Origin of the sequence: Haemophilus sp. oral taxon 851 str. F0397 (assembly GCF_000242295.1) — a bacterium.
Lineage (GTDB): Bacteria > Pseudomonadota > Gammaproteobacteria > Enterobacterales > Pasteurellaceae > Haemophilus.
Window position 1 is genome coordinate 64,730 of the sequence record NZ_JH591082.1, and the last position, 26,470, is coordinate 91,199.

Annotated in this window: 24 protein-coding genes and 1 tRNA gene; 15 read left to right on the plus strand and 10 right to left on the minus strand. The window is 38.3% G+C overall.

Going from position 1 to position 26,470, the window contains the following annotated elements:
• Nucleotides 1–100: 100 nt before the first annotated feature.
• Nucleotides 101–967: a VirK/YbjX family protein gene (locus tag HMPREF9096_RS01475; RefSeq protein WP_032803569.1), complete on the minus strand. Its 867-nt coding sequence runs from the start codon at nucleotides 965–967 to the stop codon at nucleotides 101–103.
• A 103-nt stretch (nucleotides 968–1,070) separates the two neighbouring features.
• Here HMPREF9096_RS01475 and yihA point away from each other — a divergent pair, with 103 nt between their 5' ends.
• A complete protein-coding gene (gene yihA, locus HMPREF9096_RS01470) occupies nucleotides 1,071–1,688 on the plus strand; it encodes a ribosome biogenesis GTP-binding protein YihA/YsxC (protein ID WP_009500798.1) in 618 nt (205 codons plus the stop codon).
• Between the two features lie 114 nt (nucleotides 1,689–1,802).
• Nucleotides 1,803–3,332: a YifB family Mg chelatase-like AAA ATPase gene (locus HMPREF9096_RS01465; RefSeq protein ID WP_032803570.1), complete on the plus strand. Its 1,530-nt coding sequence runs from the start codon at nucleotides 1,803–1,805 to the stop codon at nucleotides 3,330–3,332.
• A gap of 33 nt (nucleotides 3,333–3,365) precedes the next feature.
• On the opposite strand, the gene deoC is transcribed toward HMPREF9096_RS01465, so the two are convergent.
• The gene (gene deoC, locus HMPREF9096_RS01460) at nucleotides 3,366–4,037 is read right to left on the minus strand and encodes a deoxyribose-phosphate aldolase (RefSeq protein WP_009500800.1); all 672 of its coding nucleotides are present in this window, start codon (nucleotides 4,035–4,037) and stop codon (nucleotides 3,366–3,368) included.
• Between the two features lie 109 nt (nucleotides 4,038–4,146).
• Between deoC and HMPREF9096_RS01455 the strand changes: the two genes are divergently transcribed.
• Nucleotides 4,147–4,650 carry a protein disulfide oxidoreductase gene (locus tag HMPREF9096_RS01455; protein ID WP_009500801.1) on the plus strand — a complete coding sequence of 168 codons (504 nt, stop codon included), beginning with the start codon at nucleotides 4,147–4,149 and terminating at the stop codon, nucleotides 4,648–4,650.
• A 52-nt stretch (nucleotides 4,651–4,702) separates the two neighbouring features.
• The gene (gene rfaD, locus HMPREF9096_RS01450) at nucleotides 4,703–5,629 is read left to right on the plus strand and encodes an ADP-glyceromanno-heptose 6-epimerase (protein WP_005636304.1); all 927 of its coding nucleotides are present in this window, start codon (nucleotides 4,703–4,705) and stop codon (nucleotides 5,627–5,629) included.
• A 53-nt stretch (nucleotides 5,630–5,682) separates the two neighbouring features.
• Here the strand turns inward: rfaD and xylB are convergent, their stop codons facing one another.
• Nucleotides 5,683–7,164, minus strand: coding sequence for a xylulokinase (xylB, locus tag HMPREF9096_RS01445; RefSeq protein ID WP_032803571.1), 1,482 nt, complete (start codon nucleotides 7,162–7,164; stop codon nucleotides 5,683–5,685).
• A 56-nt stretch (nucleotides 7,165–7,220) separates the two neighbouring features.
• Nucleotides 7,221–8,540: a xylose isomerase gene (xylA, locus tag HMPREF9096_RS01440; protein ID WP_009500803.1), complete on the minus strand. Its 1,320-nt coding sequence runs from the start codon at nucleotides 8,538–8,540 to the stop codon at nucleotides 7,221–7,223.
• Nucleotides 8,541–8,752: 212 nt separating this feature from the next.
• Here xylA and HMPREF9096_RS01435 point away from each other — a divergent pair, with 212 nt between their 5' ends.
• From HMPREF9096_RS01435 to rfaC, 6 genes are all read left to right on the plus strand, one after another.
• On the plus strand, nucleotides 8,753–9,925 hold the full coding sequence (locus HMPREF9096_RS01435; protein ID WP_009500804.1) for a MalY/PatB family protein: 1,173 nt from the start codon (nucleotides 8,753–8,755) through the stop codon (nucleotides 9,923–9,925).
• A gap of 1 nt (nucleotide 9,926) precedes the next feature.
• The gene (nhaC, locus tag HMPREF9096_RS01430) at nucleotides 9,927–11,333 is read left to right on the plus strand and encodes a Na+/H+ antiporter NhaC (RefSeq protein WP_032803573.1); all 1,407 of its coding nucleotides are present in this window, start codon (nucleotides 9,927–9,929) and stop codon (nucleotides 11,331–11,333) included.
• A 110-nt stretch (nucleotides 11,334–11,443) separates the two neighbouring features.
• A complete protein-coding gene (locus HMPREF9096_RS01425; protein ID WP_009500806.1) occupies nucleotides 11,444–12,607 on the plus strand; it encodes a DNA-binding transcriptional regulator in 1,164 nt (387 codons plus the stop codon).
• 67 nt (nucleotides 12,608–12,674) lie between these two features.
• A complete protein-coding gene (gene waaF / locus HMPREF9096_RS01420) occupies nucleotides 12,675–13,715 on the plus strand; it encodes a lipopolysaccharide heptosyltransferase II (RefSeq protein ID WP_032803574.1) in 1,041 nt (346 codons plus the stop codon).
• Nucleotides 13,712–14,617, plus strand: a complete 906-nt coding sequence (locus tag HMPREF9096_RS01415) for a DMT family transporter (RefSeq protein ID WP_009500808.1) — start codon at nucleotides 13,712–13,714, stop codon at nucleotides 14,615–14,617. The genes waaF and HMPREF9096_RS01415 overlap by 4 nt, the downstream gene beginning before the upstream one ends.
• Nucleotides 14,614–15,570: a lipopolysaccharide heptosyltransferase RfaC gene (gene rfaC, locus HMPREF9096_RS01410; protein WP_009500809.1), complete on the plus strand. Its 957-nt coding sequence runs from the start codon at nucleotides 14,614–14,616 to the stop codon at nucleotides 15,568–15,570. Before HMPREF9096_RS01415 ends, rfaC begins: the two co-directional genes overlap by 4 nt.
• A 43-nt stretch (nucleotides 15,571–15,613) precedes the next feature.
• Here the strand turns inward: rfaC and HMPREF9096_RS01405 are convergent, their stop codons facing one another.
• Both HMPREF9096_RS01405 and HMPREF9096_RS01400 read right to left on the minus strand, forming a co-directional pair.
• Nucleotides 15,614–16,837 carry an MFS transporter gene (locus HMPREF9096_RS01405; protein ID WP_009500810.1) on the minus strand — a complete coding sequence of 408 codons (1,224 nt, stop codon included), beginning with the start codon at nucleotides 16,835–16,837 and terminating at the stop codon, nucleotides 15,614–15,616.
• Nucleotides 16,838–17,005: 168 nt separating this feature from the next.
• A tRNA-Ser gene (locus HMPREF9096_RS01400) sits at nucleotides 17,006–17,095 on the minus strand.
• A 124-nt stretch (nucleotides 17,096–17,219) separates the two neighbouring features.
• Between HMPREF9096_RS01400 and dauA the strand changes: the two genes are divergently transcribed.
• From dauA to dusC, 5 genes are all read left to right on the plus strand, one after another.
• Entirely contained in the window at nucleotides 17,220–18,962 is a 1,743-nt protein-coding gene (dauA, locus tag HMPREF9096_RS01395) for a C4-dicarboxylic acid transporter DauA (protein WP_009500811.1), read from the plus strand.
• Between the two features lie 70 nt (nucleotides 18,963–19,032).
• Nucleotides 19,033–19,749: a ribonuclease PH gene (gene rph / locus HMPREF9096_RS01390; protein ID WP_009500812.1), complete on the plus strand. Its 717-nt coding sequence runs from the start codon at nucleotides 19,033–19,035 to the stop codon at nucleotides 19,747–19,749.
• A 23-nt stretch (nucleotides 19,750–19,772) separates the two neighbouring features.
• Entirely contained in the window at nucleotides 19,773–20,414 is a 642-nt protein-coding gene (gene pyrE / locus HMPREF9096_RS01385) for an orotate phosphoribosyltransferase (RefSeq protein WP_009500813.1), read from the plus strand.
• A 78-nt stretch (nucleotides 20,415–20,492) separates the two neighbouring features.
• Entirely contained in the window at nucleotides 20,493–21,359 is an 867-nt protein-coding gene (djlA, locus tag HMPREF9096_RS01380; RefSeq protein WP_005636320.1) for a co-chaperone DjlA, read from the plus strand.
• Nucleotides 21,359–22,291 (plus strand): tRNA dihydrouridine(16) synthase DusC, encoded by a 933-nt coding sequence (gene dusC / locus HMPREF9096_RS01375; RefSeq protein ID WP_009500814.1) that lies wholly within the window; start codon nucleotides 21,359–21,361, stop codon nucleotides 22,289–22,291. The genes djlA and dusC overlap by 1 nt, the downstream gene beginning before the upstream one ends.
• 39 nt (nucleotides 22,292–22,330) lie before the next feature.
• On the opposite strand, the gene rpoH is transcribed toward dusC, so the two are convergent.
• The 4 genes from rpoH to narQ all read right to left on the minus strand — a co-directional run bounded on the left by rpoH (nucleotide 22,331) and on the right by narQ (nucleotide 26,455).
• On the minus strand, nucleotides 22,331–23,176 hold the full coding sequence (gene rpoH / locus HMPREF9096_RS01370; RefSeq protein WP_005626842.1) for an RNA polymerase sigma factor RpoH: 846 nt from the start codon (nucleotides 23,174–23,176) through the stop codon (nucleotides 22,331–22,333).
• Between the two features lie 137 nt (nucleotides 23,177–23,313).
• Nucleotides 23,314–23,625: a DUF2322 family protein gene (locus HMPREF9096_RS01365; RefSeq protein ID WP_009500815.1), complete on the minus strand. Its 312-nt coding sequence runs from the start codon at nucleotides 23,623–23,625 to the stop codon at nucleotides 23,314–23,316.
• Nucleotides 23,626–23,650: 25 nt separating this feature from the next.
• Nucleotides 23,651–24,676: a UDP-N-acetylmuramate dehydrogenase gene (gene murB / locus HMPREF9096_RS01360; RefSeq protein ID WP_009500816.1), complete on the minus strand. Its 1,026-nt coding sequence runs from the start codon at nucleotides 24,674–24,676 to the stop codon at nucleotides 23,651–23,653.
• A gap of 75 nt (nucleotides 24,677–24,751) precedes the next feature.
• Nucleotides 24,752–26,455, minus strand: a complete 1,704-nt coding sequence (gene narQ, locus HMPREF9096_RS01355; RefSeq protein WP_032803576.1) for a nitrate/nitrite two-component system sensor histidine kinase NarQ — start codon at nucleotides 26,453–26,455, stop codon at nucleotides 24,752–24,754.
• Between the last annotated feature and the right edge of the window lie 15 nt (nucleotides 26,456–26,470).

Below are 26,470 nucleotides of genomic sequence, written 5' to 3' on the forward strand. Positions count from 1 at the left end.
TGGAATGAATAATGTGGGCTACGATAGCATAAATTTAATCTTAAAAGGAAAAATTTTTCGATAGAAAAAATAGGCGCAGGCGTTGATCTGCGCCATTGTTTTAAAGTTTGAGGGTGTCTTTTATGGTGAGGGTTATTTCATCTAACATGGCATAACGTTTACGATACATGGAACGTTTTTTACTTGGAATATCATCCAGATTTCGATCCATTTCTAAAGGCAATTCCCAGTAATCTTTTAATTCTCCGCCTGATTCGCCAAAAATTGCATCATAATCCACCGTGTATTGTTTACTTTGAATGAAACGAGATTTATTTTGGTATTTTTGCGGAATGCCAAGCAATTTATCGTAGCCTAGTATTTTTGTCAGTGATTTCATGGTTTCAACCATTAAATAGGCTGGGCGCAAACCGTGGCATGATTTGGTTAGTTGTTTCACCATTTCTTTTGAACCTTCAAAATTTGGCCCTTGTACAACAGCAATGAGTAGAGCATCGCCTAATTTGGCAAAGGTAAGCAAATAGACTAATTCATTTTTTGGTTTATGCCATAGCTCCAATACCCAATATCCTTCCATCGGTTGATGGGTTGTCATACTTAATGTCATTTCAAAATCAGGAATGACTTCGCCAAAACTTAATGGTTTTTCCCATAACGGCGTAGAAAGTGCGGTAAGTTTTTCGGGTAAAAATAAAAGGTTATCACAAACAGCATCAAAACGTTGTGATGCATTGAAACGTTTATCCAGAAAACGACAAGCAACAGGATAGCTATAATCCAAGTGCGTATTAAAAATATCGACGAGAAAAGAATGCTGATTGATAAATTGTTCAAAGCGACGAATTGAACCACGATTTAAAAAGCTACGTAAGTTATAACGCCAATGTTTTGGTGCATCAAAACGCCCAGGTCGATATGGATAAATATCCTTAGATTGAGGCCATTGGTAAGTTGTTTTTGTTGTCATCTGAATTGCCATGAATTAGTTATAATTTTGGCGCAAATTTTGACATAATTTCAGGAAATTTTCCATTTATGCTATTCTAAGCGCAATTTTAAAAGGAATCCTTATGTCTGAAATTAAACTTAATTATCATAAAACTCACTTTTTAACGAGCGCGCCGAATATTCGTTCTATTCCTGAAGATACTGGCATTGAAATTGCGTTTGCGGGTCGTTCAAATGCAGGAAAATCGACCGCACTTAATGCATTAACCAATCAAAAAAGCTTAGCCCGCACCTCAAAAACGCCGGGTCGCACACAATTAATTAACTTATTTGAAGTGGAACCAAATTGTAAATTGGTAGATTTACCGGGCTATGGTTATGCTGCCGTGCCAGAGCAAATGAAAATCCAATGGCAAAAATCCTTAGGTGAATATTTGCAGAAACGCGAATGTTTAGCTGGATTGGTTGTATTGATGGATATTCGCCATCCACTTAAAGATCTTGACCAACAAATGATTGAATGGGCGGTTTCAGCTGATTTACCAGTACTTTTATTACTTACTAAAGCCGATAAATTGAGCCAAAGCGCACGTAGTAAACAAGTTAAAATGGTGCACGAAGCGATTCTTCCATTCCAAGGTGATATTCAAGTAGAAGCCTTTTCTGCACAAAATAAAATTGGTATTGATAAACTTGCAACAAAATTAGATTTTTGGTTTTCGCCACTTTTTGCGGAATAAAATGTAAATTTTGCGATCTAGATCGCAAGAAAAGCACATGATGAATGATTTCATTATGTGCTTTTTTTATAGTGTAAAAACTATCTTTATTTTTACCGCACTTTAAGGATTATCATGTCCCTTGCTATTGTTTACAGCCGTGCCTCTATGGGTGTGCAAGCGCCGCTTGTCACTATTGAGGTTCATTTAAGCAACGGAAAACCAGGATTTACACTTGTTGGTTTGCCCGAAAAAACGGTGAAAGAGGCACAAGATCGGGTGCGTAGTGCGTTGATGAATGCACAATTTAAATACCCAGCCAAGCGTATCACAGTGAATCTCGCGCCTGCGGATTTGCCGAAAGAAGGCGGACGATTTGATTTGCCTATTGCTATCGGAATTTTAGCCGCATCGGATCAGCTTGATACGAGCCGTTTAAAGCAATTTGAATTTGTGGCTGAGCTTGCGCTGACGGGGCAATTACGTGGCGTTCATGGTGTAATTCCCGCTATTCTTGCTGCGCAAAAGTCAAAGCGAGAGTTAATTATCGCGAAGCAAAATGCCAATGAAGCTTCTCTCGTTTCTGATCAAAATACTTATTTTGCGCAAACGCTTTTAGATGTGGTGCAATTTCTCAACGGTCAGGAAAAATTACCCCTTGCCACTGAAATTGTGAAAGAAAGTGCGGTAAATTTTTCGGGCAAAAATACGTTAGATTTAACGGATATTATCGGACAACAACACGCCAAACGAGCATTGACCATTGCCGCAGCAGGGCAGCATAATTTACTCTTTCTTGGCCCTCCGGGTACAGGAAAAACCATGTTAGCTAGCCGATTGACAGGGCTTTTACCTGAAATGACCGATCTAGAAGCGATAGAAACGGCATCTGTAACGAGTTTAGTTCAAAACGAGTTAAATTTTCATAATTGGAAACAACGTCCTTTTCGCGCACCGCACCATAGTGCATCAATGCCGGCCTTAGTTGGAGGCGGAACGATCCCCAAACCTGGTGAAATATCCTTAGCAACAAATGGCGTACTTTTTCTTGATGAGCTTCCAGAATTTGAGCGAAAGGTGTTAGATGCACTACGTCAGCCTTTGGAAAGTGGTGAGATTATTATTTCTCGTGCTAATGCCAAAATTCAATTCCCTGCTCGTTTTCAATTAGTAGCTGCGATGAATCCAAGTCCGACAGGCCATTATACAGGAACACATAATCGTACTTCGCCACAGCAAATTATGCGTTATTTGAATCGACTTTCAGGACCCTTTTTAGATCGTTTTGATTTATCTATTGAAGTGCCTTTACTGCCACAAGGCAGCTTGCAAAATACGGGCGATCGTGGTGAAACCAGCGCGCAAGTTCGTGAAAAAGTGTTAAAAGTACGTGAGATTCAAATGGAAAGAGCGGGAAAAATTAATGCTTATTTGAATAGTAAAGAGATTGAACGTGATTGCAAGTTAAGTGATAAAGATGCCTTTTTCCTTGAAAAAGCGCTGAATAAGCTTGGGCTTTCTGTAAGGGCTTACCATCGTATTTTAAAAGTTTCTCGAACTATTGCCGATCTACAAGGAGAACAACAAATTTCTCAACCGCACTTGGCGGAGGCCTTGGGCTATCGAGCAATGGATCGTTTGCTGCAGAAATTGTCGAATATGTAAAAACGCGTGATGAGAATACCACGCGTGAAAGGATTAGTAAGTGTTTTGGGTGTCTTGCGTACTGCTAATAATTGCAATGCCCGCACTCGCACCAATGCGAGTCGCACCCGCTTTAATCATTGCAAGTGCTGTTTCAGTATCACGCACACCACCTGATGCTTTAACACCAATATTGCCGACCGTTTGTTTCATCAATGCAACATCTTCTACAGTTGCACCACCTTTATTGAAGCCTGTTGATGTTTTAACAAAAGCCACACCGATTTCTTTACAAATTTCGCAGGCTTTCACTATTTCATCTTTAGTGAGCAAACAAGTTTCTAAAATCACTTTTAATGGCGTGCCATCACAAGCATTAAATACAGCTTGAATATCTTGTTTTACTGCATCCCATTTTTGCGATTTTATCCAACCTACATTAATTACCATATCAATCTCATTTGCACCCGCTTTAATAGATTCTTGCGTTTCAAATGCTTTTACAGGGGTTAAATTCGCCCCCAAAGGGAAGCCAACTACGGTACAGATTTTTACATTTGAGCCAGCAAGTTTTTCTTTAGCGAGTGGAATATAACCAGAATTGATACATACAGAATAAAATCCGTGTTCAATCGCTTCATTACAGAGTGTCGAAATATATTGTTCATTTTTTTCTGCGGTAAGTGCGGTGTGATCGATATATTGAGCAAGTTGATTCGGTGTCATGATTTTCCTCCTTTATTTATGCTTTACCTATTGTAGCAAAAATCCCTTGTTTTTGACTGTGCTTTTATGCTTGATTACAATCATCCCAACGAGATAAGGAATAAAGAAAATGAAGATTAAAAAACTACTTAAGAATGGATTATCCCTCTTTTTAACTTTTATTGTGATGAGTAGCATACTGGATTTTGTTCGTCGCCCTGTAGTGCCAGAGGAAATAAACAAAATCACGTTACAAGATCTTCAAGGGAATACGTTTTCTCTTGAAAGCCTTGATCAAAATAAAGCGACCCTGCTTTATTTTTGGGGAACTTGGTGTGGTTATTGTCGCTATACTTCGCCAGCAATTAATTCTTTAGCAAACGAAGGGTATCAAGTTGTATCGGTGGCATTACGTTCAGGCAATGAGGCGGACGTAAATGATTATTTAAGTAAGCATGACTACCACTTCACTACGGTTAATGATCCCAAAGGAGAATTTGCAGAACGATGGCAAATTAATGTGACGCCCACAATTGTATTGTTGAGTAAAGGCAAAATGGATCTTGTTACGACGGGCTTAACGAGTTATTGGGGATTAAAAGTGCGGTTGTTTTTCACAGAGTTTTTTGGCTAAGCGGTAGAAAATCTATTACAATACGCAGACCTATTTTAAAGAGGACAGAATTATGATTATCGTAACAGGTGGCGCAGGTTTTATTGGCAGCAATATTGTCAAAGCATTAAATGATTTAGGGCGCAAAGATATTTTAGTGGTAGATAACTTAAAAGATGGCACAAAATTTGCAAATTTAGTTGATTTAGACATTGCTGATTATTGTGATAAAGAAGATTTCATTGCTTCTATTATTGCAGGCGACGAATTTGGCGATATTGATGCGGTATTCCACGAGGGAGCATGTTCTGCGACTACGGAATGGGATGGCAAATACATTATGCACAACAACTACGAATATTCTAAAGAGTTGTTGCATTATTGCCTTGACCGAGAAATTCCTTTCTTCTATGCCTCAAGTGCGGCAACTTATGGTGATACCAAAGTATTCCGTGAAGAACGTGAATTTGAAGGCCCATTAAATGTTTATGGCTATTCTAAATTCTTGTTCGACCAATATGTGCGCAACATTTTGCCTGAAGCAAAATCGCCAGTATGTGGTTTCCGTTATTTCAATGTTTACGGGCCGCGTGAAAATCATAAAGGTTCTATGGCGAGCGTAGCATTCCACTTGAATAACCAAATCTTAAAAGGCGAAAATCCAAAATTATTTGCAGGCAGCGAACACTTCCGCCGTGATTTTGTTTATGTAGGCGATGTGGCTGCAGTGAATATTTGGTGTTGGCAAAATGGTATTTCGGGTATTTACAACCTTGGTACAGGAAATGCAGAAAGTTTCCGTGCAGTGGCTGATGCAGTAGTGAAATTCCACGGTAAAGGCGAGATTGAAACCATTCCATTCCCAGAGCATTTGAAATCTCGTTATCAAGAATATACTCAAGCTGATTTAACTAAACTTCGCTCAACAGGCTACGATAAACCATTCAAAACAGTCGCGGAAGGCGTGGCTGAATATATGGCGTGGTTGAATAGAAAATAAATTATTAATGTAGTAAATCATCCCCTATAGACTCTCGGTATAGGGGATTTTATTTAGTATAATTGTGATAAATGTTTTAAATAACGCTCGTAAGCACTTTGATAATTTTCCACCTGTGATAAGTTGGGATAAGTTTTGGAGTTTTCATCTAAGTGAATGAAGGTTTCGCATAAAAATTCCAGTTCTCCTTCTCCATTTGCCCACATAGCTTGAATTGCTCCTCCTAATGCAGCAGCTTCTTCTTCCTGCAAACATACCACTTCGGAATTCATCACATCAGCAACCATTTGCCGCCAAAATGAGCTTTTCGCGCCACCTCCAATTAGGCGAATTTGTGAGGTTTTGAGGCCAGCTTGATGAAATAAATCTAAGCCATAGCGAAGCGTAAAAGTGGCACTTTCCATCATTGCTCGACAAAGATTTTCTCGTGTGAAATTACTTGAATCTAATCCTAAAATGCTCGCTTTTGTATTGGGTAAAGGAGGAACTCTTTCACCATTAAAGAATGGCAAAATAGTGATGCCATTCGCACCGATAGGTGCTTGTTGAGCAAGTTGATTTAATTCTTCAATATCAATATTGAGCAAATTCATTAGCTGTTTATTTGAGGAGGTTATATTCATCACACAAACTAGTGGTAACCAGCCATTATTACTTGAACAAAAATTTGCGATCATTGGTGGTAAATTAAGTAATGGCTTTTGCGTATAAGCATACAAGGTACCAGAAGTACCGAGACTCATCGTAGCAATCCCTTCTCGAATATTTCCTGTACCAATTGCTCCCATCATATTATCGCCTCCACCTGTGGAGACGATGACATTATCATTAAAACCAAATAAAGTCGCAATTTCAGGTTTAATCACACCGATTTTTTGTTCGGCAGAAAGTAATTTAGGTAACACCTCATCCATATTTAATTCTGGCGCAAGATATTTGAAGACTTCTCTTTTCCATTCTCTTTTCACAACATTGAAGTAACCACTACCGGAAGCATCACCAAATTCAGTGCAGAATTTTCCTGTTAGCCAATAATTTAGATAATCGTGTGGCAGCATAATTTTGCGAATATTGGCAAATTTATCAGGATAATTTTGACGAAACCAACTCAGTTTTGAAGCCGTGTAACCAGTTTGGCAAATGATACCTAATTTTTCAAATGCGGCCGTTTGTCCGCCTAATTTTTCGATTAGTATATCATTTTCCGTAGCGGTTTCTGTATCACACCAAAGCTTAGCCTTATATAGAGGACGATCGTTTTTATCTAACATTACCAGTCCATGTTGTTGTCCTGAAATGCCTATTCCCTTCACTAAATTAGGTGAAAAGTGCGGTGAATTTTTTGCTTGTTTCAATGCAATTTGTAATGCTTGTTGTAATGCCTCAATCCACCAATTTGGTTGTTGTTCACGTCTTCCATTGGATTGTGTAATTAATTCATGTTTTGCGTAACCAACTCCAATCACTTTTTTTTGGACAGAATCAAGCACTATCGCCTTTGTTCCTTGTGTGCCACAATCAATTCCTATATACATAATGTCTCCTAAAATAAAAAAGTGCGGTGGAATACAACCGCACTTTTGCTTCATTTTTAGCTATAAATAACTTGGTTTACCAAATTTTCCAAATATTCTTGCTGACCTGAAACTGGTTTTGGCGCTAAATCTTTTTGTTGGACAAGTTGCGCAAGTGTTTCAAGTGAAGTTTTACCTTGCAAAATATGCTGGCCAAGTTCACTATTCCAACCTGCATAGCGTTCATTAACAATTTTTTGTAAGGTTTCCTCTTGTAACATTTTTGCTGCACGTTTTAAGGATAATGCCAATACATCAATTGCACCGATATGAGCGTAAAATAAATCATAAGGATCAATACTTTGTCGGCGAATTTTCGCATCAAAATTAAAACCTCCAGTAGTAAAACCACCATGTTTTAAAATTTCATACATAACTAGCGTGTTTTCTTCAACACTATTTGGGAATTGGTCGGTATCCCAGCCTAATTGTGGATCGCCACGATTAGCGTCAATTGAGCCAAAAATATCTAATGCACAAGCTGTTGCAATTTCATGTTGAAAGGTATGGCCAGCAAGCATCGCGTGGTTAGCTTCAATATTAACTTTAATTTCTTTTTCTAAACCAAATTGTTTTAGGAAACCATACACTGTTGCCACATCATAATCATATTGATGTTTAGTTGGTTCTTGCGGTTTTGGCTCAATTAATAATGTACCTTTAAACCCAATTTTATGCTTATGTTCTACCACCATTTGCATAAAACGACCAATTTGTTCACGTTCACGTTTCAAATCGGTATTCAATAAAGTTTCATATCCCTCACGTCCACCCCATAATACGTAATTTTCTCCACCTAAACGTTGAGTGGCATTCATCGCATTAAACACTTGTGTTGCAGCCCAAGCAAAAACCTCAGGATTAGGATTGGTTGCTGCACCAGACATATAACGAGGATTAGTAAAACAATTTGCAGTTCCCCATAAGAGTTTTACACCCGTTTCTACTTGTTTGCGTTCTAAAATATCAACAATATGATGAAAATTTTGTACATATTCCCGCACTGAATTACCTTCAGGTGCAATATCGACGTCATGAAAACAATAATAAGGCACGCCTAACTTATTCAAAAACTCAAAAGCAATATCGGCTTTTTGTTCTGCGCCAGCAAGCAAATTTGGATTTTTCTGCCAACTTCGTTCCAAAGAACCTAGCCCAAACATATCATTCCCATTCCAGCAAAAGGTATGCCAATAACACACAGCTAAGCGTAAATGTTCAGCCATAGTTTTACCTAAAATTACTTGATTAGCATCATAATGTTTGAAAGCAAAAGGATTTGTGGATTTTTCTCCCTCAAAGGAGATTTTTTCAATTTTATCGAAATAGGTTGTCATAACATTTTCCTCTCTAGGTGATGAAATTTTTCGTATTTTTGTGAAAAACTAGCTTTTCATCAATTATGTTATTTAATTTTTCTATGTTGATTATTTGCAACTGTGGAGTGGATCACAGTTGTGAAAAAACGTAATAGATAAAGTAGTTTTAGTAATTTTAATTCTTTTCTTCTTTGACTAAAGTAAATTTGCCTTATGCATCAGGAGGAATAATGAATAATTTTTATAATTTTGATGTGATTATTGATCGCCGAAATACATTTAGTGCTAAATGGAATGTAGATAATGATATTATTCCAATGTCTGTTGCGGATATGGATATTCCAGCACCTCAAATAATGATAGATGAATTAGAAAAATTTAATCGTTTAGGAATTTATGGTTATACTGAATTACCAGCTGACTATTACAAGATAATCAGTGATTATATTTTCGAACAATATCATTATTCTATTCTCTCTGAAAAAATTGTATTTTGCCCAAGAATAATCCAAGCCATATCTATTTATATACGAGCATTTACAAAAGAAACTGATGGAATATGTATTCTATCACCTTCATATAGTCCAATATTAAACACGATAAAATTAAATGACAGAAAATTATATAAATGTCCTTTGCTTTATGAAAATAGAAAGTATCGTATTGATTTTAATTTATTAGAGGAATGTTTTGAACATTCTAAAGTATTTGTTTTAATTTCTCCTCATAACCCAACTGGAACGATTTGGAACAAAGAAGTCCTTATTGAAATTATAAACTTAGCTAAAAAATATAATGTATTTATCATTTCCGATGATGTCCATGCAGACTTTACATTAACAAATAATTCCCACTATCTAATATCATCATTAGATGAATGGGTAGCAAATCACTCAATGATCTGTTTATCCCCAGCAAAAACTTTTAATATTCCTGGATTGGAAATAGCTAACCTAATTATTGAGAATAAAGAAATTCGAGAAAAATTTATAAAAGAAATGATGGCATTAGGTATACATAATCCAAATTATTTCTCTATACCAGCTATCATTTCGTTGTATAAATATTGTACTGATTGGGTAATCTATCTAAAAGAATACATAAAGAATAATAAGAAGATAGTAAAAGAATTTTTCAATGAGTATATTCCATTATTAGATATTACTGAAAGTGATGGAACTTATTTACTTTGGATAAACTATAAAAAGCTAAGTATAAATGAAAATGAATTAGCTTATTGGATTAATAATTTATCAAGAGTAAAAGTATCTTTGGGGAGTGAATTTGGCAAAGAGGGAGACGGTTTCTTTCGTATGAATGTAGCTATGCCTAGAGAAAAATTATTAGAAGCATTGAATCGAATCAAAAATGGGTTTTGTTTATTAAACAATAGGGAGATTTAATATGAAAACCACTCATCGCACAAGAATGCCAACAACATTAGAAGCTTTTTCACCAATTATAGTGATGCTATTACTGTTAGGGCTTGGGTATGCTTTATTTGATTTGCCAGCAGAGCCATTAATGATTATTTCAACGGTATTTGCTGGTTTCTTAGTTATTAAATTAGGTCATTGCTATTTAGATATTTTAGACGCCATTTCCGAAAAAATAGCTAAAACAATGCCTGCGCTATTAATTTTAATTACTGTAGGATTATTAATTGGAACTTGGATTAGTGGCGGAACAATTCCTATGATGATCTACTACGGACTAAAAGCGATATCACCAGAATATCTTTATGTGACAGCCTTATTCCTTACTGCTATTGTTTCCATTTGTACTGGAACCTCTTGGGGTTCCGCAGGGACTGTTGGTGTGGCATTTATGGGAGTTGCGATTGGATTAGACGCCAATTTGGCTGCTACAGCAGGTGCTGTGGTCGCTGGTGCGTATTTTGGAGATAAATTATCGCCATTATCTGATACAACCAATATTGCATCCGCAGCTGCTGGCGTAGATTTATATGAGCATATCTCTCACTTACTTTATACAACATTACCATCTTTTATTCTTTCGGCTACTGTCTATGTTGTATATGGTTTAAACTACGATTTTTCTAATGTGGCGACTCCAGAAAAAGTAAATACAATGATTCATGAGCTAGAGCAAGTTTATCATTTTAACTTTCTATTACTTATTCCAGTCGCTATTGTATTATGGGGCTCTATTACTAAGAAACCGACTATTCCAGTGATGTTATTATCAGCATTTATCGCAATTATTAATGCGATCTTAATTCAAAAATTCTCTCTATCTGATGTGATTAATAGCGCAGTTAATGGATTTGATACCTCAATGATTCACCATACTTCAGTTAGCTCTGATTTAAGTCGTTTGTTGAATCGTGGTGGAATGAATTCAATGATGGGAACACTATTAATTTGTTTCTGTGCATTATCATTTGCTGGTGTATTACAATTGAGCGGTGCATTAACTGTAATTATTCAAAAATTACTCACCTTTGTTCATTCAACTCTTTCTTTGATTATTACAACGATTCTTTGCGGTCTAACAATGATTGGGATTACTTGTAATGGGCAAATTTCTATTCTAATTCCAGGAGAAATGCTTAAAGATGCGTATGTAGAAAAAGGATTACATCCAAAAAATCTAAGTCGAACAGCTGAAGATTCTGCTACGATTATTGAACCAATTTTACCTTGGACTGCAGCAGGTGCATATATGGCAGGAACTTTAGGGGTAGCTACATTAGCTTATTTACCTTGGGCAGTGTTGTGTTGGAGTGGGATTATATTTGCTGTTATTTATGGTGCAAGTGGCATAGGTATTGCAAAACTAAAAAAATAAACATGGTATTGAATATAAAATAGCCAGTTATTCTGGCTATTTTTATCTTGAAGCTAAATATCTTTTCTATTATAACTTAAACAGAAGTTTCCCATAGATAAGGATATAAAATGACGGAACAATACTACAAAATTGCCCTCTTATTTAATGCAAACAAGGTGTATGATCGGCAGGTGGTGGAGGGTATTGGACAATATATTCAGGCATCACAATGTATGTGGGATATTTTTGTAGAAGATGAATTTATCTATCATACTAATACCATTAATCAACTTTCTATTGATGGTATTATTGCGGACTTTGATGATCCGAAAACCGTCGAATTGTTGCAAAATACTCTTATTCCTACTATCGCAGTCGGCAGTTCTTATAAACAAGTTGATTTTTATCCTCACTTTCCTTATGTAGCAACAGATAATGCAGCATTGGTTGAAATGGCTTTATCTCATTTACAGGATAAAGGGCTGTCACAGTTTGCGTTTTATGGTTTGCAAGTAAATACTCATAAGCATTGGTCTATAGAACGAAGAGATGCTTTTGTAGAGTTGATGGAGAAAAATCATTATCCTATTTACCTATATGAGGGTGTGCAGGTTCATGCTCAAAATTGGTTGGAAGAGCAACAAAAGCTAATTGTCTGGTTAAAATCTCTTCCTTCTCATACTGGTATTATTGCTGTTACGGATGCGCGTGCTCGTCATTTGTTGCAGGCTTGTGAGTACAGTAAAATTGCTGTACCTGAAGAGCTTTGTGTGATTGGTATTGATAATGAAGAATTGATCCAATATTTATCGAGAGTATCTCTTTCTTCTGTAGAGCAAGGAGCAAGAGAAATTGGATATCAAGCAGCAAAGTTATTACATAAATTACTTAATGGACAAAAAGCTCCTAGTACACCTATTTTAATTCCGCCAATTACAGTTCATACACGAAATTCTACTGATTATCGTTCCTTGAGCGATCCTCTTGTTATACAAGCTATGCATTATATTCGTCACCGGGCATGCCATGGCATTAAAGTAGAACAGGTTTTGGACCATTTGGAAATATCGCGCTCTAATCTTGAACAACGTTTTAAAAACGAAATGGATAGAACAATACACCAAGTTATTCATGAAGAAAAAATCGCTAGAGCTAAAAATTTATTAGAACAAACTGATATTTCTATTCAAGAAATTGCAGATATTTGTGGTTATCCTTCTGTTCAATATTTTTATTCTGTGTTTAAGAAAGAATTCGAAATGACTCCGAAAGAGTTTCGGTTGAATTGTTAAGAACATATTTTTATAACTTTATGCCATAATAACAGAAATATATACCATGCTTTTTATAAGAAATATTATGAATATTCTAATTATTGGCCCTTCTTGGGTTGGCGATATGATGATGTCGCACAGTTTGTACCAGCAACTGAAAATTCAATATCCAAACTGCAATATTGATGTGATGGCACTGAATTGGTGTAAGCCTTTGCTTGCGCGAATGCCAGAGGTGCGTAAGGCGATTGAAATGCCATTAGGGCACGGGGCCTTTGAATTAGGAACGCGTTATCGTTTAGGAAAGTCTTTACGTGAACAATATGATATGGCGATTGTTTTGCCTAATTCATTGAAATCGGCGTTTGTTCCTTTCTTCGCAAAAATTGCTCATCGTCGCGGTTGGAAAGGCGAAAGCCGTTACATTTTATTGAATGATTTACGAGCCAATAAAAAAGATTATCCAATGATGGTGCAGCGTTATGTTGCATTGGCTTTTGAAAAAGATGCTGTACCAAAAGCTGATGATATTCCTGTCTTGAAGCCCTATTTGACGGTTGAGCCAGCGCAACAAGCTGAAACCTTTAAAAAATTTGAAAAACAAACCGCACTTTTAGGCGAGCGTCCAATTATTGGTTTTTGTCCTGGCGCAGAATTTGGCCCAGCAAAACGTTGGCCACATTATCATTATGCAAAATTAGCAGAAATGTTAATTACACAAGGCTATGCAGTGGAGCTATTTGGTTCTGCTAAAGATGAACCAGTGGGCGAAGAAATTCGTCAAGCGCTGCCAGAAGAATTACGTGAGTTTTGTGTCAATTTAGCAGGAAAAACCAACTTAAATGAAGCGGTGGATTTAATTGCAAATTGTACGGCAGTCGTGACGAATGACAGTGGTTTAATGCATATTGCGGCAGCAGTAAATTGTCCATTGATTGCACTTTATGGACCTACTAGCCCGCAATATACGCCACCGCTTTCGGATAAAGCGACGATTATTCGTTTAATTGAAGGTGGATTGATTAAAGTCCGTAAAGGCGATAAAGAGGGCGGATATCATCAAAGTTTGATTGATATTACGCCGGAAATAGCATTAGAAAAATTAGAGGCATTATTAGCAAAATGAACCCTCTACGCATACATTTACAATTAATTGGAATGGTGATTTTATGGGGCGCCTCTTGGCCTTGGGGGCGAGTGGTTGCTCAAGCTATGCCGACATTTGTTGCTTCAAGCGTGCGCTTTTTTTTCGCCATTATTCCACTCATTATTTGGCTATATGCGGCGAATCGTTTCAAATATGCTAAACAACTGCGACCTAATCAATGGGTGGGGTTATTGTTAACGGCTTTGCTTGGGATCTTTGGTTATTCGACTTTCTTTATTTGGGGTTTGAAATATATTCCAGCAGGGCAAGGAACGATGGTCGTTGCCTCTAATCCCGTCTTTACGATGTTTTTTGCGATTTTATTATTTAAAGAGAAATGGAATCGCTGGGTTGTATTAGGGATGATTATTGCCATTAGCGGTTCTTTGTTAGCCATGACAAAAGGGAATCCAACTAACCTCTTACAAAATTTTGGATTCGGTCAAATGTTATTGCTTTGTGCTTTAGTTTGCTGGGTTGCTTATACTTTATTGGCTCGTAAAGTATTAATCGGAATTGATTCTCTCACCGCTACCACGATTTCTTCTACTTTTGGTTTTTTCATGCTGACGTTGGCAACATTATGGACGGAAAGTGCGGAAGATTGGGCAACCGTATTTCAATTAAATGGAGCGCAATGGTTTAGTTTACTTGGTCTTGCATTTGGTGCAACGGTATTGGCTTATGCATGGTATTTTGATGGTGTGAAACACTTAGGGGCAGGCAATGCCTCGGCTTACATTATTCTTGTGCCGATTTTAGGCATTTTATTCTCCGCCGTTTGGTTGAATGAACAGGTGGATTCCTCCTTAATTATTGGGGGAATTTTATCCGTATCTGGGCTTGGGATTATGCACTGGGGAAGAAGGTTAATTAAATGAAAGTATGCGTGATTAAGACTTCCTCTATGGGGGATGTCATCCACACTTTGCCCGCCTTGACTGATGCACAAAAGGCGATCCCTAGTTTAAGTATTGATTGGGTGGTGGAAGAAAACTTTGCAGAAATTCCACGTTGGCATTCCGCCGTAAATCGCGTGATTCCTATTGCTTTGCGCCGTTGGCGTAAATCGCCTTTTTCCATTAAAACAAGAAATGAGTGGAAAAATTACCGCACTTTGTTGCAGGCTGAAAACTATGATGCGGTAATTGATGCGCAAGGCCTCATTAAAAGTGCATTATTTGCAACTCGTTTCGCTCAGGGTGTGAAACATGGCTATGATCGTCAAAGCATTCGAGAGCCGCTAGCATCTTTTTTCTACGATAAAAAATATGCCATTTCTTATCAACAGCATGCGGTGGAACGAATTCGTCAGCTTTTTGCTCTGAGTTTAGGTTATGAATTACCTCAAGTTCAGGGCGATTATGGTATTGCTCGCCATTTTCTTCATCAAACTTCAGAACAAAACTATGTGGTATTCATTCATTCTACAACTCGGGCAAATAAGCATTGGGAAGAATCAGAATGGCAAAAATTGATTGAAAAAATTACCTCACTTTCTGATTGTGAAATTCATTTGCCTTGGGGAAATGAACAAGAAAAAGCGCGAGCAGAGCGTTTGGCTCAAGTTCATTCTAAAGTGATTGTATTGCCGAAATTAACTTTAACTGAGCTTGCAGAACAGCTTGCAAATGCGCAAGCCGTCGTGTCGGTGGATACAGGCTTGGCGCATTTAACTGCCGCTTTGGATAAGCCCAATATTACGCTTTATGGCGCAACGGATCCTAAATTGATTGGCTGTTATGGTAAAAATCAGTATTACTTATCGGCAAGTTCAATGAAAGAAATTTCAGCTGAACAAGTGTTATCACAATTGCTTCCTTTTATTTCATAAAAAATGCTCGCACCTGGCGAGCATTTTTATCTTTTATATTTTCTTAGTCTAAGGCTTTACCTTTTAATTCAGGGATTAAGAAAATTGTCGCTAACATATCAATTACGTAGATAATCGCAAGTAGGGCGATGGCAGTTTGGAAAGAGTAGGCAAGTACAACCGCGCCCACAACTACAGGTCCAAATCCCCCTACGGCACGACCAATATTGAAAAGTACGTTTTGTGCGGTTGCTCGAGCTTCTGTTGGATAGGCTTCTGCCATTAATGCACCGTAACCACCCATCATTCCGTTAACAAACATACCTAAAAATGCCCCTGCAAGAAGCATGATGTCAGGATCGGTAAGTTGTGAGTAAACCACGATACTTATCACTGCGCCTAATTGGAAAAGTAAGAAGCTTGGTTTGCGTCCGATGCGGTCAGCGAGTTGTCCGAAAAGCCAAATTCCAGCCATCATGCCGCAGACAGTAACAGCGGTCCAAAGTCCCGATTTAGTTAAACTGAATCCCAGTTGTTTTGATAAGAAATTAGGCAACCAAATCATAATGCCGTAATAACCGAAGTTTTGTACGGAGGTGAGCACAACGATACCAAGGCTAATTTTGCTCGTGGCTTTATCTTTAATAAGAAGCTGGAATGAACGTAATTTATCAGTAAAACTGGATTGAGTTGAAAGTGCAGTTTGTTTTTGAGTGAAAATTTCAGGTTCGTGCAGATGAGAACGTAAGAACCAAGCGACAAATGCAGGGAAGATACCCACCAAGAACATTCCACGCCAGCCAATATGTGGGAGCAATAATGGTGTAAGTAATGCGGCACCTAACACACCAGCTTGCCAACCCAAGGCAACATAAGATGCAGCTTTAGCTCGGTGACGTGCGGGCCATGCTTCTGCTGCTAGAGCCATCCCAATTCCAAATTCACCGCCTAAGCCAATACCAGCAATTGTGCGATAAATCAGTAAATCCCAATAACCTTGCGCAATCGCACATAAACCAGTAAATACCGCAAAGAGAAGAATGGTCCAAGTCAGTACGCGTACACGTCCGTATTTATCGCTTAATGCACCAAATAAAATGCCGCCAAATACTGCACCAATAAGCGTCCATGTCACAAGAGAGCCACTCTGGGTGGGTGTTAGATTTAAGTCTGCGGAAATTGCGCTAAGCATGAAACCTAAAATGAGAAGATCGAAACCGTCCATTGCATAGCCGACGGCAGAGCCAATTAAGGCTTTCCAGCCATAACTGTTTACTTTGTTTGTCATGATGTGTCCTTTTGTTACTCGCGGGTAACATTTAAAGTGAAAAGAAAGGTGATTAAAAATCGCTGGCTAGTTTACTGCATTGATGAAAAATTTCAATGAACAGAATACGAAAAGAAGAATAAAAAATTGATTTTGAATAAGAGGGAAAACAAGGGAATAAAATTAGAATGGCGGTGAGAAAGGGATTCGAACCCTTGATGCAGTTTCCCACATACACGCTTTCCAGGCGTGCTCCTTCAACCACTCGGACATCTCACCGTAAAAGGTGCGCAAACTATAAAGATTTGCTCCAGTTTAGTCAAGTTTTTTGCGCTAGAACATAAAAAACTTTTAAAAGTTTCGCTAGAATAACCGCACTTTATTTATCGTTTGTAGTTTTTTTATGCATATTAAAGCGTTATTTTCTAAAAATGTTTTTTTAGCCGTAAAACCCTTTAGCGCGCTGAAAGATTCTTTCCGTTTAGGCTATTCGAAAAAATCGCTGATTCGCGACATTATTTCAGGGTTGACCGTGGGTGTGATTGCAATTCCGCTTTCCATGGCCTTGGCGATTGCAAGTGGTGTACCGCCACAACATGGTCTTTATACGGCAATTATTGCGGGTATCGTTATCGCGCTGACGGGTGGTTCTCGCTTTAATATATCTGGGCCTACAGCCGCTTTTGTTGTGATTCTATACCCTGTTACTCAACAATTTGGGCTAAGTGGTCTTTTGATGGCGACATTGCTTTCGGGCCTCATTTTGGTTTTGATGGCGTTATTTCGTTTAGGGCGTTTAATTGAATATATTCCTTTGCCCGTCACCTTAGGTTTTACTTGTGGGATCGGCATTACTATTGGTACTTTGCAAATTAAGGATTTTTTGGGGCTTTCCATAGAAAAAATGCCGGCGCATTATCTTGCAAAAATCCAAACAATTTTTACCGCACTTCCTACGATAAATTGGGCGAATGCAGCGGTTGGTGTAGTAACCCTATTAGTCCTAACTCAATGGCATAAATTGCGTTTGGCGGTGCCAGGGCACCTACCTGCCGTGATTATTGGTACAATTTTAGCTCTAGCATTACAGCATTTTGGTTTTGAGGTGGCAACGATTGGATCAGCATTCCAATATACTTTGCCTGATGGATCCATTGGTCATGGAATTCCTAATGTATTGCCAGATTTCTCACTACCGTGGAATATTCCTGATGCGCAAGGTCAATTAATTCATTGGGATTTTAATAGCTTACAAGCGTTGTTACCTGCTGCTTTTTCAATGGCGGTATTGGGCGCAATTGAATCTCTTCTTTGTGCCGTGATTTTAGATAATATGACAGATACTAAACATCACTCTAATAACGAGTTATTAGCACAAGGCTTGGGAAATATCATTTCTCCGTTTTTTGGCGGGATTACGGCAACAGCTGCGATTGCTCGTTCTGCGGCTAATGTGAAATCAGGGGCAGTATCGCCAATATCGAGTGTTGTGCACGCAATACTTGTTTTATTCGCTTTACTTTTGTTTTCGCAAGCCCTTTCTTATTTACCTTTGTCATCGATGGCTGCTTTGTTGTTAGTGGTGGCGTGGAATATGGCAAGTGTACACGATATTATCCACCTTGCTCGCCGTTCAGGCAAAAATGAAATGGCAGTGTTGCTGACTTGTCTTATTTTGACTGTATTATTTGATATGGTGATTGCGATTAGTGTTGGGGTGTTACTTGCAAGCCTCTTGTTTATTCGGACGATTGCTGAGATGACAAAAGCCATTGAACACAATGCGCCTGAAGATTTAGATGATGTTTTGGTTTACCGAATTAGCGGTCCACTTTTCTTTGCTGCTGCGGATAAATTATTTGCGGATTTGCATGATAGAACGGTTCATACCGATCATGAAATCCGACATATTGTGCTGCAATGTGATGCAGTGACCGTGCTTGATGCTGGTGGCATTCATGCGCTTACTCGATTTGTTCAACACATGTTGCCCCATCAACAACTTTACTTGTGCAATATGCAATTCCAGCCGTTGAGAATGCTAGTTAAATCTAATTCTTCGCCAGATATTCAAAAAATTAATTTTGCGGCAGATTTAAACGAAACTTTCCATAAAATTCGTGACTTTGAAAAAACTACCCAATAATGAAAACCAAAGCGTGCTAGAATAGTGCGCTTTTTTATTACATCGTTCTAAACCATATCAAGGAATAATTATGCGTCCAAATAATCGAGAAAATAATCAACCCCGCCAAATTAAAATTACCCGTAACTACACCAAGCATGCTGAAGGTTCTGTGCTTGTTGAATTTGGTGATACCAAAGTGCTTTGTACTGCAACAGTGGAAGATGCTGTACCACGTTTCTTAAAAGGACAAGGGCAAGGCTGGGTCACGGCTGAATATGGAATGTTGCCACGCTCAACACATAGTCGTATGCAACGTGAAGCGGCTAAAGGTAAACAAGGTGGACGCACAATGGAAATTCAACGCTTAATTGCCCGCTCTTTGCGCGCAATGGTTGATCTCAAAGCACTTGGTGAACGTGCGATTACTTTAGATTGCGATGTTATTCAAGCGGATGGCGGTACTCGTACAGCGTCTATCACCGGTGCTGCTGTCGCATTATGTGATGCGATCAACGGTTTAATTGAGAATGGCACGTTAAAAACTAACCCAATTAAAGGTTTGGTTTCAGCGATTTCTGTGGGGATTGTTGATGGTCAAGCTGTTTGTGATTTGGAATATGTGGAAGATTCTGCAGCAGAAACTGATATGAATGTTGTGATGATGGAAGATGGTCGAATGATTGAGGTGCAAGGCACTGCAGAAGGCGAGCCATTTAGCCATGAAGAATTATTAACATTATTAGATTTAGCGAAACAAGGTTGTAATCAAATTTTTGTTGCTCAACGCGAAACGCTAGGCTTATAAACACAGTTTATAGGGATTAAAAAATGGAACAATATAAACGCGATTTTATCGAATTTGCTTTAAGCCGAAATGTATTGAAATTCGGAGAGTTTACTTTGAAATCGGGGCGTAAAAGTCCGTATTTCTTCAATGCGGGTTTGTTCAATACAGGGGCAGATTTAGCGCGTTTAGGCGAGTTTTATGCTGCGGCAATTCAGGCAAGTGCGGTAGATTTTGATGTTGTTTTTGGCCCTGCTTACAAAGGTATTCCAATTGGCACGTCAGTTTCGGTGGCGTTATTTAATCGTTATGGTATTGATAAACTCGTGTGTTTTAATCGCAAAGAAGTGAAAGATCACGGAGAGGGCGGCAATTTAATTGGTAGCCCATTGCAAGGAAAAATTTTGCTTGTGGATGACGTGATTACGGCTGGGACTGCAATTCGTGAATCTATGGAATTAATCAGTGCAAATAAGGCAGAGCTTGCGGCAGTATTGATCGCTCTAAACCGTAAGGAGAGAGGAAAAGGCAAGCTTTCAGCAATTCAAGAAGTAGAACGTGATTATCAATGCCAAGTGCTATCAATCATTGATTTAGATGATTTGATGCAATTTATCGAACAAGATCCTCGATACAGTAGCCATTTGCCAGAAATGCGTGCTTATCGTGCCGAATTTGGCGTATAAAACTTGAGAAATAAATTTTTGTCATCATTATAAATAACATTATAAAAATAACCGCACTTTGACTTAACAGGGGAAAGAATGGGATTTATTGGAAAAATTATAGGCGTATTTTTAGGGTGGAAAGTCGGTGGATTTTTTGGTGCGATAGCTGGGCTTATTTTAGGTTCTATTGCAGATAAAAAATTGTATGAGCTTGGCTCGGTAAGTTCTAGTTTCTTTAAAAAGAAAACAACGCGTCAAGACCTGTTTATGCAAACTACCTTTGCGGTGTTAGGGCATTTAAGCAAATCGAAAGGGCGTGTAACAGAAGAAGATATCCAATTAGCCAATCAATTAATGATTCAGCTTAAACTGGATGATGCGGGGCGTAAATTAGCTCAGGATGCGTTTCGTCGCGGTAAAGAATCTGATTTCCCGATTCGTCAAGTTATCCGTGAATTTCGCATTGGCTGTGGGCAACGTGCTGATTTATTACGAATGTTCTTACAAGTACAAGTTCAAGCGGCTTTTGCCGATTCAGAACTTCACGAAAATGAGAAAGAAGTGCTTTATGTGATCGCTGAAGAACTTGGTCTTTCTCGTATGCAATTTGAACAAATGATTGCGATGGAAATGGCTGCTAGAGCTTTTACTCAAGGCGGTTTTTATCAGCAATATCAACAAGGTGCATATCAAGGTGGCTACCAATATCAGCAACAAAATAGTGGTGGTTATCAACATGCTTCAGGCCCAACTTTAAATGATGCCTATAAAGTATTGGGTGTGACTGAGTCCGACGAGCAAAACACGGTTAAGCGTGCTTATCGTCGTTTAATGAATGAACATCATCCAGATAAACTTGTGGCGAAAGGTTTACCTCCAGAAATGATGGAAATGGCAAAAGAAAAAACTCAACAGATTCAAGCCGCTTACGATTTAATTTGTAAAGCAAAAGGCTGGAAATAGTGCGTGTTATTCTTGCGCCTATGCAAGGGGTTCTAGATCCCTTTGTGCGTCAACTTCTCACCGAAGTGAATGACTACGATTTATGTATAACAGAATTTGTTCGCGTAGTTGATCAACTTCTCCCTGAAAAAGTATTTTATCGTTTATGCCCTGAATTAAAAAATCAGGGCTTTACTTCTTCTGGCACGCCTGTGCGAGTGCAGTTGCTAGGGCAGCATCCAGAATGCCTTGCTGAAAATGCGATTCGTGCGATCGAGCTTGGTTCTCATGGCATTGATTTAAATTGTGGTTGCCCTTCTAAAACAGTGAATGGCAGTAATGGCGGTGCGGTATTATTGAAACAGCCTGAATTGATTTATCGTGCCACTCAAGCCTTACGCAGAGTCGTGCCAAGTGAATTCCCAGTTAGTGTAAAAGTGCGGTTAGGCTGGGATGATATTTCTCAAGCTTTTGAAATCGCTGATGCGGTGGAGCAAGGGGGAGCAACCGAAATTACGGTGCATGGACGCACAAAAGCTGATGGTTATCGTGCTGATCGAATTAATTGGAAAAAAATTGGCGAAGTCCGAGAGCGTTTATCCATTCCTGTTATTGCTAACGGAGAAATTTGGCATTGGCAAGATGGGCAAGATTGCTTATCTCAAACTGGTTGTCAGGATTTAATGGTGGGGCGAGGCGCATTGAATATTCCGAATTTAAGTCATGTTCTGAAATCAAATGCAGAAAAAATGCCTTGGTGTGAGATTCAAAAAATCTTGCAAAAATATGCGAATGTTGAAAATGAATATGACAGTGGTTTTTATCATGTGGCACGAATTAAACAATGGTTACGTTATTTGAATAAGGAATATGATGAAGCGAACAAAGTGTTTGATAAGATTAAGACTTGTCAAACTGCTGAAGATTTGAAATTACGTTTAAATGATAAATAAAAAACCTGCTAATCAGCAGGTTTTCTTTTTCTAAATTATTTAAAAACTCACCGCACTTTTTAATTTTTTCAGTGCATTAGTTTCTAATTGACGAATACGTTCCGCAGATACATTATATTTTGCTGCTAAGTCGTGTAATGTGGCTTTGTTATCATCTAACCAACGAGCTTTGATAATATCCTGACTACGCGCATCTAGACTTTGTAACGCTGCACCTAATTGCTCGGTTGCTTGGCTTTCAAAGTTTTCATTTTCAAGCTCTGCTGCGAAATTAGAACTTTTATCTTCCAAATAAAGGGCTGGAGAATAAGTCTCTGTTTCTGCATCATCAGTGGGTAAATCAAAACCGACATCCGCACCGCTCATACGCGATTCCATTTCGATCACATCTTCTTTGGAAACACCCAATTCATTTGCCACGATATCAACTTCATTTTCATTGAACCAGCCTAAACGTTGTTTAGTTTTGCGTAGGTTGAAAAATAATTTACGTTGAGCCTTCGTGGTTGCGACTTTTACGATACGCCAGTTACGAAGAACATATTCGTGGATTTCAGCTTTAATCCAATGCACAGCGAATGACACCAAACGTACACCAACTTCAGGGTTAAAACGTTTGACAGCTTTCATTAAGCCGATATTGCCTTCTTGGATTAAGTCAGCTTGTGGCAAACCATAGCCAGAATAGCCACGCGCAACATGGATCACGAAACGAAGATGCGACAAAATGAGTTTTTTCGCAGCATCTAAATCCTCGTGATAATACAAGCGTTCTGCCAATTCCTTTTCTTCCTCTGCGGTCAGCATCGGATATTCATTTGCCGCACGAATATAACCTTCGATACTGCCTTGAGGAACTAACATCATTTGTGTTTCTTTATCCATCGTTTCCCTTCTTTATTTTGGCTTTTGCCAATCAATGTACTTAGTTATAGCACAATAAGCTATCTTATTGAACCAATTTGATAATAAGACAGGTTTTATCAATCAAAAGTTCAATTATTCTAAATAATTCTGATTGATTAGCAAAGTGGAATGAGGGTTAAATTAAGATTTTCATTAATCACTTTAAATAGTAAATCAATGTTTGGATGCTTGCCTGGATCCGCTTTTGCATCTTCGACGTGTTCTGCAAACCATTCAACGCCTTGTTGTGCGGAAGTGCGGTTTAATTTCCCGCTAAATTTTTTAGCCAATGCATTATAAAGGCGAAGCGAACCTAATTTACCGGGTATGGCTGGAATGTTGTGGATAATCGTTTCACCATCCATCACATTTAAACCGGTTAAATGATCGATTGTGGGTAAGGTTTCTAAAATTTCTTTAAAACTCATGATTTATTTCCTTAATCTATATAAATTATGCGATAGTTTGCTCGCTATTTACTTCGCCAGTTGCACCAATAAAGCGGACTTCAGGTTGTAAATATACGCCAAATTTTTCTGCAACAGTTTGGCGAACGTGATGGGCGAGTTTGACTATGTCTTGTCCTGTTGCCCCGTTTTTATTAATTAACACTAATGCTTGTTTTTCATGAACGGCTGCACCGCCAATTTGAAAACCTTTAAGATTGCATTGATCAATCAGCCAGCCAGCAGCTAATTTCACTGAGCCATCTGCTTGTGGAAAGTGCGGTAGATTTTCGTGATGTTTTTTGATTTCTTCAAAATGTTCTGAACTGATAACGGGATTTTTAAAGAAACTGCCCGCATTACCAAATTCATTTGGATTAGGTAATTTACTTTGACGGATATGACAGACTTCATCAAAAATTTGTTTAGCGGTAACTGTTTTTGGATCGAACTCTACAAGCGAGCCATATTTTAGAATAGGCTGCCAATTTTTTGTGAGCTTTAATCCAACCGCTGTAATCATGTAACCTTGTTGATAACGATGTTTGAAAATACTTTCACGATAACCAAATTCACATTGTTCTGTGTTGAGTCGGAAGGTTTCATTCGTGTTTAAATTAAGTACATCGACATAATCGCATACGTCTTTAAATTCAATACCGTATGCACCGATATTTTGAATGGGTGCAGAGCCTGTACAGCCAGGAATCAGAGCCAGATTTTCTAATCCATAAATACCATTGTTAATAGACCACTCCACCAATTCATGCCAATTTTCACCGCCATTCACATGCAGGTAGTGAAAATCAGAATCCTGTTGATGAGTAATACCCATTAAACGATTTAAAATCACCACACCATTAAAATCATCTAGAAATAGCATATTACTGCCTTGACCTAGAAAAAGTGCGGGTAAATTTTCCGCTTTTGAATGAGCCCATGCTTGTTGTAGTTGTTCAATGCTATGCGCTTCGATAATTTCACGAGCATTAGCATGAATATGGAAAGTGTGAAAAGGTTGTAAATTTTGCATTTAAAATACCATTGTAGGGTGCATAAAAAATTTATCTTTTATACCAGTTGCTATGAATAATTATATCCACCATAATTAACATAAAGCGTGTGGAAGCGTGATTTTCACCTGTGTACCGCCTTGTTCGCGACGAATAATGTTAAATTCTGCATTAAGTTGGCGACTACGTTCAGTCATGATATTTAACCCATAATGACCTTCAGGTTCTTCAAGGTCTTGAATACCGATACCATTATCTTCAACTAAAATTTCGTATTCGCCTTCTGCATTAATTTTGGCGCTAATTTCAATTGCTGTGCCTTGAGAATGTTTGATCGCATTGGTGGTGGCTTCACGTACAATTTGTAGCACATGAACCAGTTGTTGTGGATTCAAACTTTGTGATGGTAATTGGCAATTAACGTTCATTTGCATCGTTGTTTGTGAACGTAATGAGTCAATCACTTGTTCTAGCGCAAGCTGTAAATTAGCTTCTTGTATGGTTAAACGGAAAGTGGCTAAAAGCTCGCGTAATTGTGCATATCCACTCGAGAGAGCCTGTTCAAAATCACGAATAATGACCAAACTTTGTTCTTTGGATGAATCGCCTTCTTTCTTCAAGTTATGTTTAAGTAATGTAAGTTGGATCTGTAAAAACGATAGTACTTGAGCCAACGAGTCATGCAATTCTCGCGCGATAATTGACCGCTCTTCCATCAATAAGAGCTGCTCTTGTTGGCGTAAACTTTTTTGGAAATAAAGGGCTCGCGCAAGCATTTGAGCAAGGTTTTGCATCATTCTCGGATCGGGGCAAGGCAATCCTGCTTGCCAAGAGAGCGCGCCGAATTCTTCGTTATCGACAGAAAGTGTCTCAGTTTGCAACGAGCAGTCTAAATCTTGAGTACCAAAAGCAATATCCCAATGCTCTGCACCCATAACTTCAACTTTAATATATTTCAAATTCTCGCTGACTAGAATGTGATCGAGCACTTGGTTTAATACTTTATCGTTGATTGTGTTGGCATTAAGGATTTGAGAACTTTGATAAAGGGTCGTCAAAGAGCGGTTGGTTTGGCGTAACTTTTGTGTTTTTTCGTTTACTGTTTCTTCCAAACGTGAATAAAGCTGACCAAGCTCCGTGGACATTTGTGTAAAAATACGAGCCAATGTACCGAGTTCATTTTGTTTTGTTGTATCAAGCGGAATGTGATTGAATTGACGCATTTGCACTTGCATACTGGCTTTCGTCATTAAGTGAAGTGGTTTTACGACTTCCCGCTGTGTGTACCAAATCACATAAGACACCATGAGTAAAATTAACCACATCGCGAAAAAGAGCACCGATACGCCCAAAATCCATTTTTGTTCACTGAAACGTTGTAGCTCAAACACAAAATAATCAACATCTGCTACATAGTCAGTGAGCTGATTACTATAGTTTTTTACATCGTGTTGGCGGGCATATTTTTCCATGTTCGTCCAACGTTGCAAAATATTTTGATAGGAATGTTTTAATACATTCGGTGTGAAAAATTGATTTTGAACTTCCAATAAAGCAGATGAATGAAGGCTTATATGATAACGACGCAAGTTTGTTTCCACGCTTTCTGGTTGTTCTTGCATTTCATAGAGCAGGCGATAACTTTGCATCCGCAAAGAACCTGAAATATTAATGGCTTCTGCGTCATATTTATTACTGCTCATAATTGCCAAACTTAGCGAGCTAATTACGCCAGCAACGATGAGAATGATGAATAAATATTTAGCAATACGAGTGGAAACTGAACGTTTAGTATGCACAGGAAACTCCAGTGG

What these genes read in the sequence shown, in the direction of transcription:
- HMPREF9096_RS01475 (WP_032803569.1), bottom strand. Translation starts at nt 967, where the DNA reads ATGACAACAAAAACAACTTACCAATGGCCTCAATCTAAGGATATTTAT.
- yihA (WP_009500798.1), top strand. Translation starts at nt 1,071, where the DNA reads ATGTCTGAAATTAAACTTAATTATCATAAAACTCACTTTTTAACGAGC.
- HMPREF9096_RS01465 (WP_032803570.1), top strand. Translation starts at nt 1,803, where the DNA reads ATGTCCCTTGCTATTGTTTACAGCCGTGCCTCTATGGGTGTGCAAGCG.
- deoC (WP_009500800.1), bottom strand. Translation starts at nt 4,037, where the DNA reads ATGACACCGAATCAACTTGCTCAATATATCGATCACACCGCACTTACC.
- HMPREF9096_RS01455 (WP_009500801.1), top strand. Translation starts at nt 4,147, where the DNA reads ATGAAGATTAAAAAACTACTTAAGAATGGATTATCCCTCTTTTTAACT.
- rfaD (WP_005636304.1), top strand. Translation starts at nt 4,703, where the DNA reads ATGATTATCGTAACAGGTGGCGCAGGTTTTATTGGCAGCAATATTGTC.
- xylB (WP_032803571.1), bottom strand. Translation starts at nt 7,164, where the DNA reads ATGTATATAGGAATTGATTGTGGCACACAAGGAACAAAGGCGATAGTG.
- xylA (WP_009500803.1), bottom strand. Translation starts at nt 8,540, where the DNA reads ATGACAACCTATTTCGATAAAATTGAAAAAATCTCCTTTGAGGGAGAA.
- HMPREF9096_RS01435 (WP_009500804.1), top strand. Translation starts at nt 8,753, where the DNA reads ATGAATAATTTTTATAATTTTGATGTGATTATTGATCGCCGAAATACA.
- nhaC (WP_032803573.1), top strand. Translation starts at nt 9,927, where the DNA reads ATGAAAACCACTCATCGCACAAGAATGCCAACAACATTAGAAGCTTTT.
- HMPREF9096_RS01425 (WP_009500806.1), top strand. Translation starts at nt 11,444, where the DNA reads ATGACGGAACAATACTACAAAATTGCCCTCTTATTTAATGCAAACAAG.
- waaF (WP_032803574.1), top strand. Translation starts at nt 12,675, where the DNA reads ATGAATATTCTAATTATTGGCCCTTCTTGGGTTGGCGATATGATGATG.
- HMPREF9096_RS01415 (WP_009500808.1), top strand. Translation starts at nt 13,712, where the DNA reads ATGAACCCTCTACGCATACATTTACAATTAATTGGAATGGTGATTTTA.
- rfaC (WP_009500809.1), top strand. Translation starts at nt 14,614, where the DNA reads ATGAAAGTATGCGTGATTAAGACTTCCTCTATGGGGGATGTCATCCAC.
- HMPREF9096_RS01405 (WP_009500810.1), bottom strand. Translation starts at nt 16,837, where the DNA reads ATGACAAACAAAGTAAACAGTTATGGCTGGAAAGCCTTAATTGGCTCT.
- dauA (WP_009500811.1), top strand. Translation starts at nt 17,220, where the DNA reads ATGCATATTAAAGCGTTATTTTCTAAAAATGTTTTTTTAGCCGTAAAA.
- rph (WP_009500812.1), top strand. Translation starts at nt 19,033, where the DNA reads ATGCGTCCAAATAATCGAGAAAATAATCAACCCCGCCAAATTAAAATT.
- pyrE (WP_009500813.1), top strand. Translation starts at nt 19,773, where the DNA reads ATGGAACAATATAAACGCGATTTTATCGAATTTGCTTTAAGCCGAAAT.
- djlA (WP_005636320.1), top strand. Translation starts at nt 20,493, where the DNA reads ATGGGATTTATTGGAAAAATTATAGGCGTATTTTTAGGGTGGAAAGTC.
- rpoH (WP_005626842.1), bottom strand. Translation starts at nt 23,176, where the DNA reads ATGGATAAAGAAACACAAATGATGTTAGTTCCTCAAGGCAGTATCGAA.
- HMPREF9096_RS01365 (WP_009500815.1), bottom strand. Translation starts at nt 23,625, where the DNA reads ATGAGTTTTAAAGAAATTTTAGAAACCTTACCCACAATCGATCATTTA.
- murB (WP_009500816.1), bottom strand. Translation starts at nt 24,676, where the DNA reads ATGCAAAATTTACAACCTTTTCACACTTTCCATATTCATGCTAATGCT.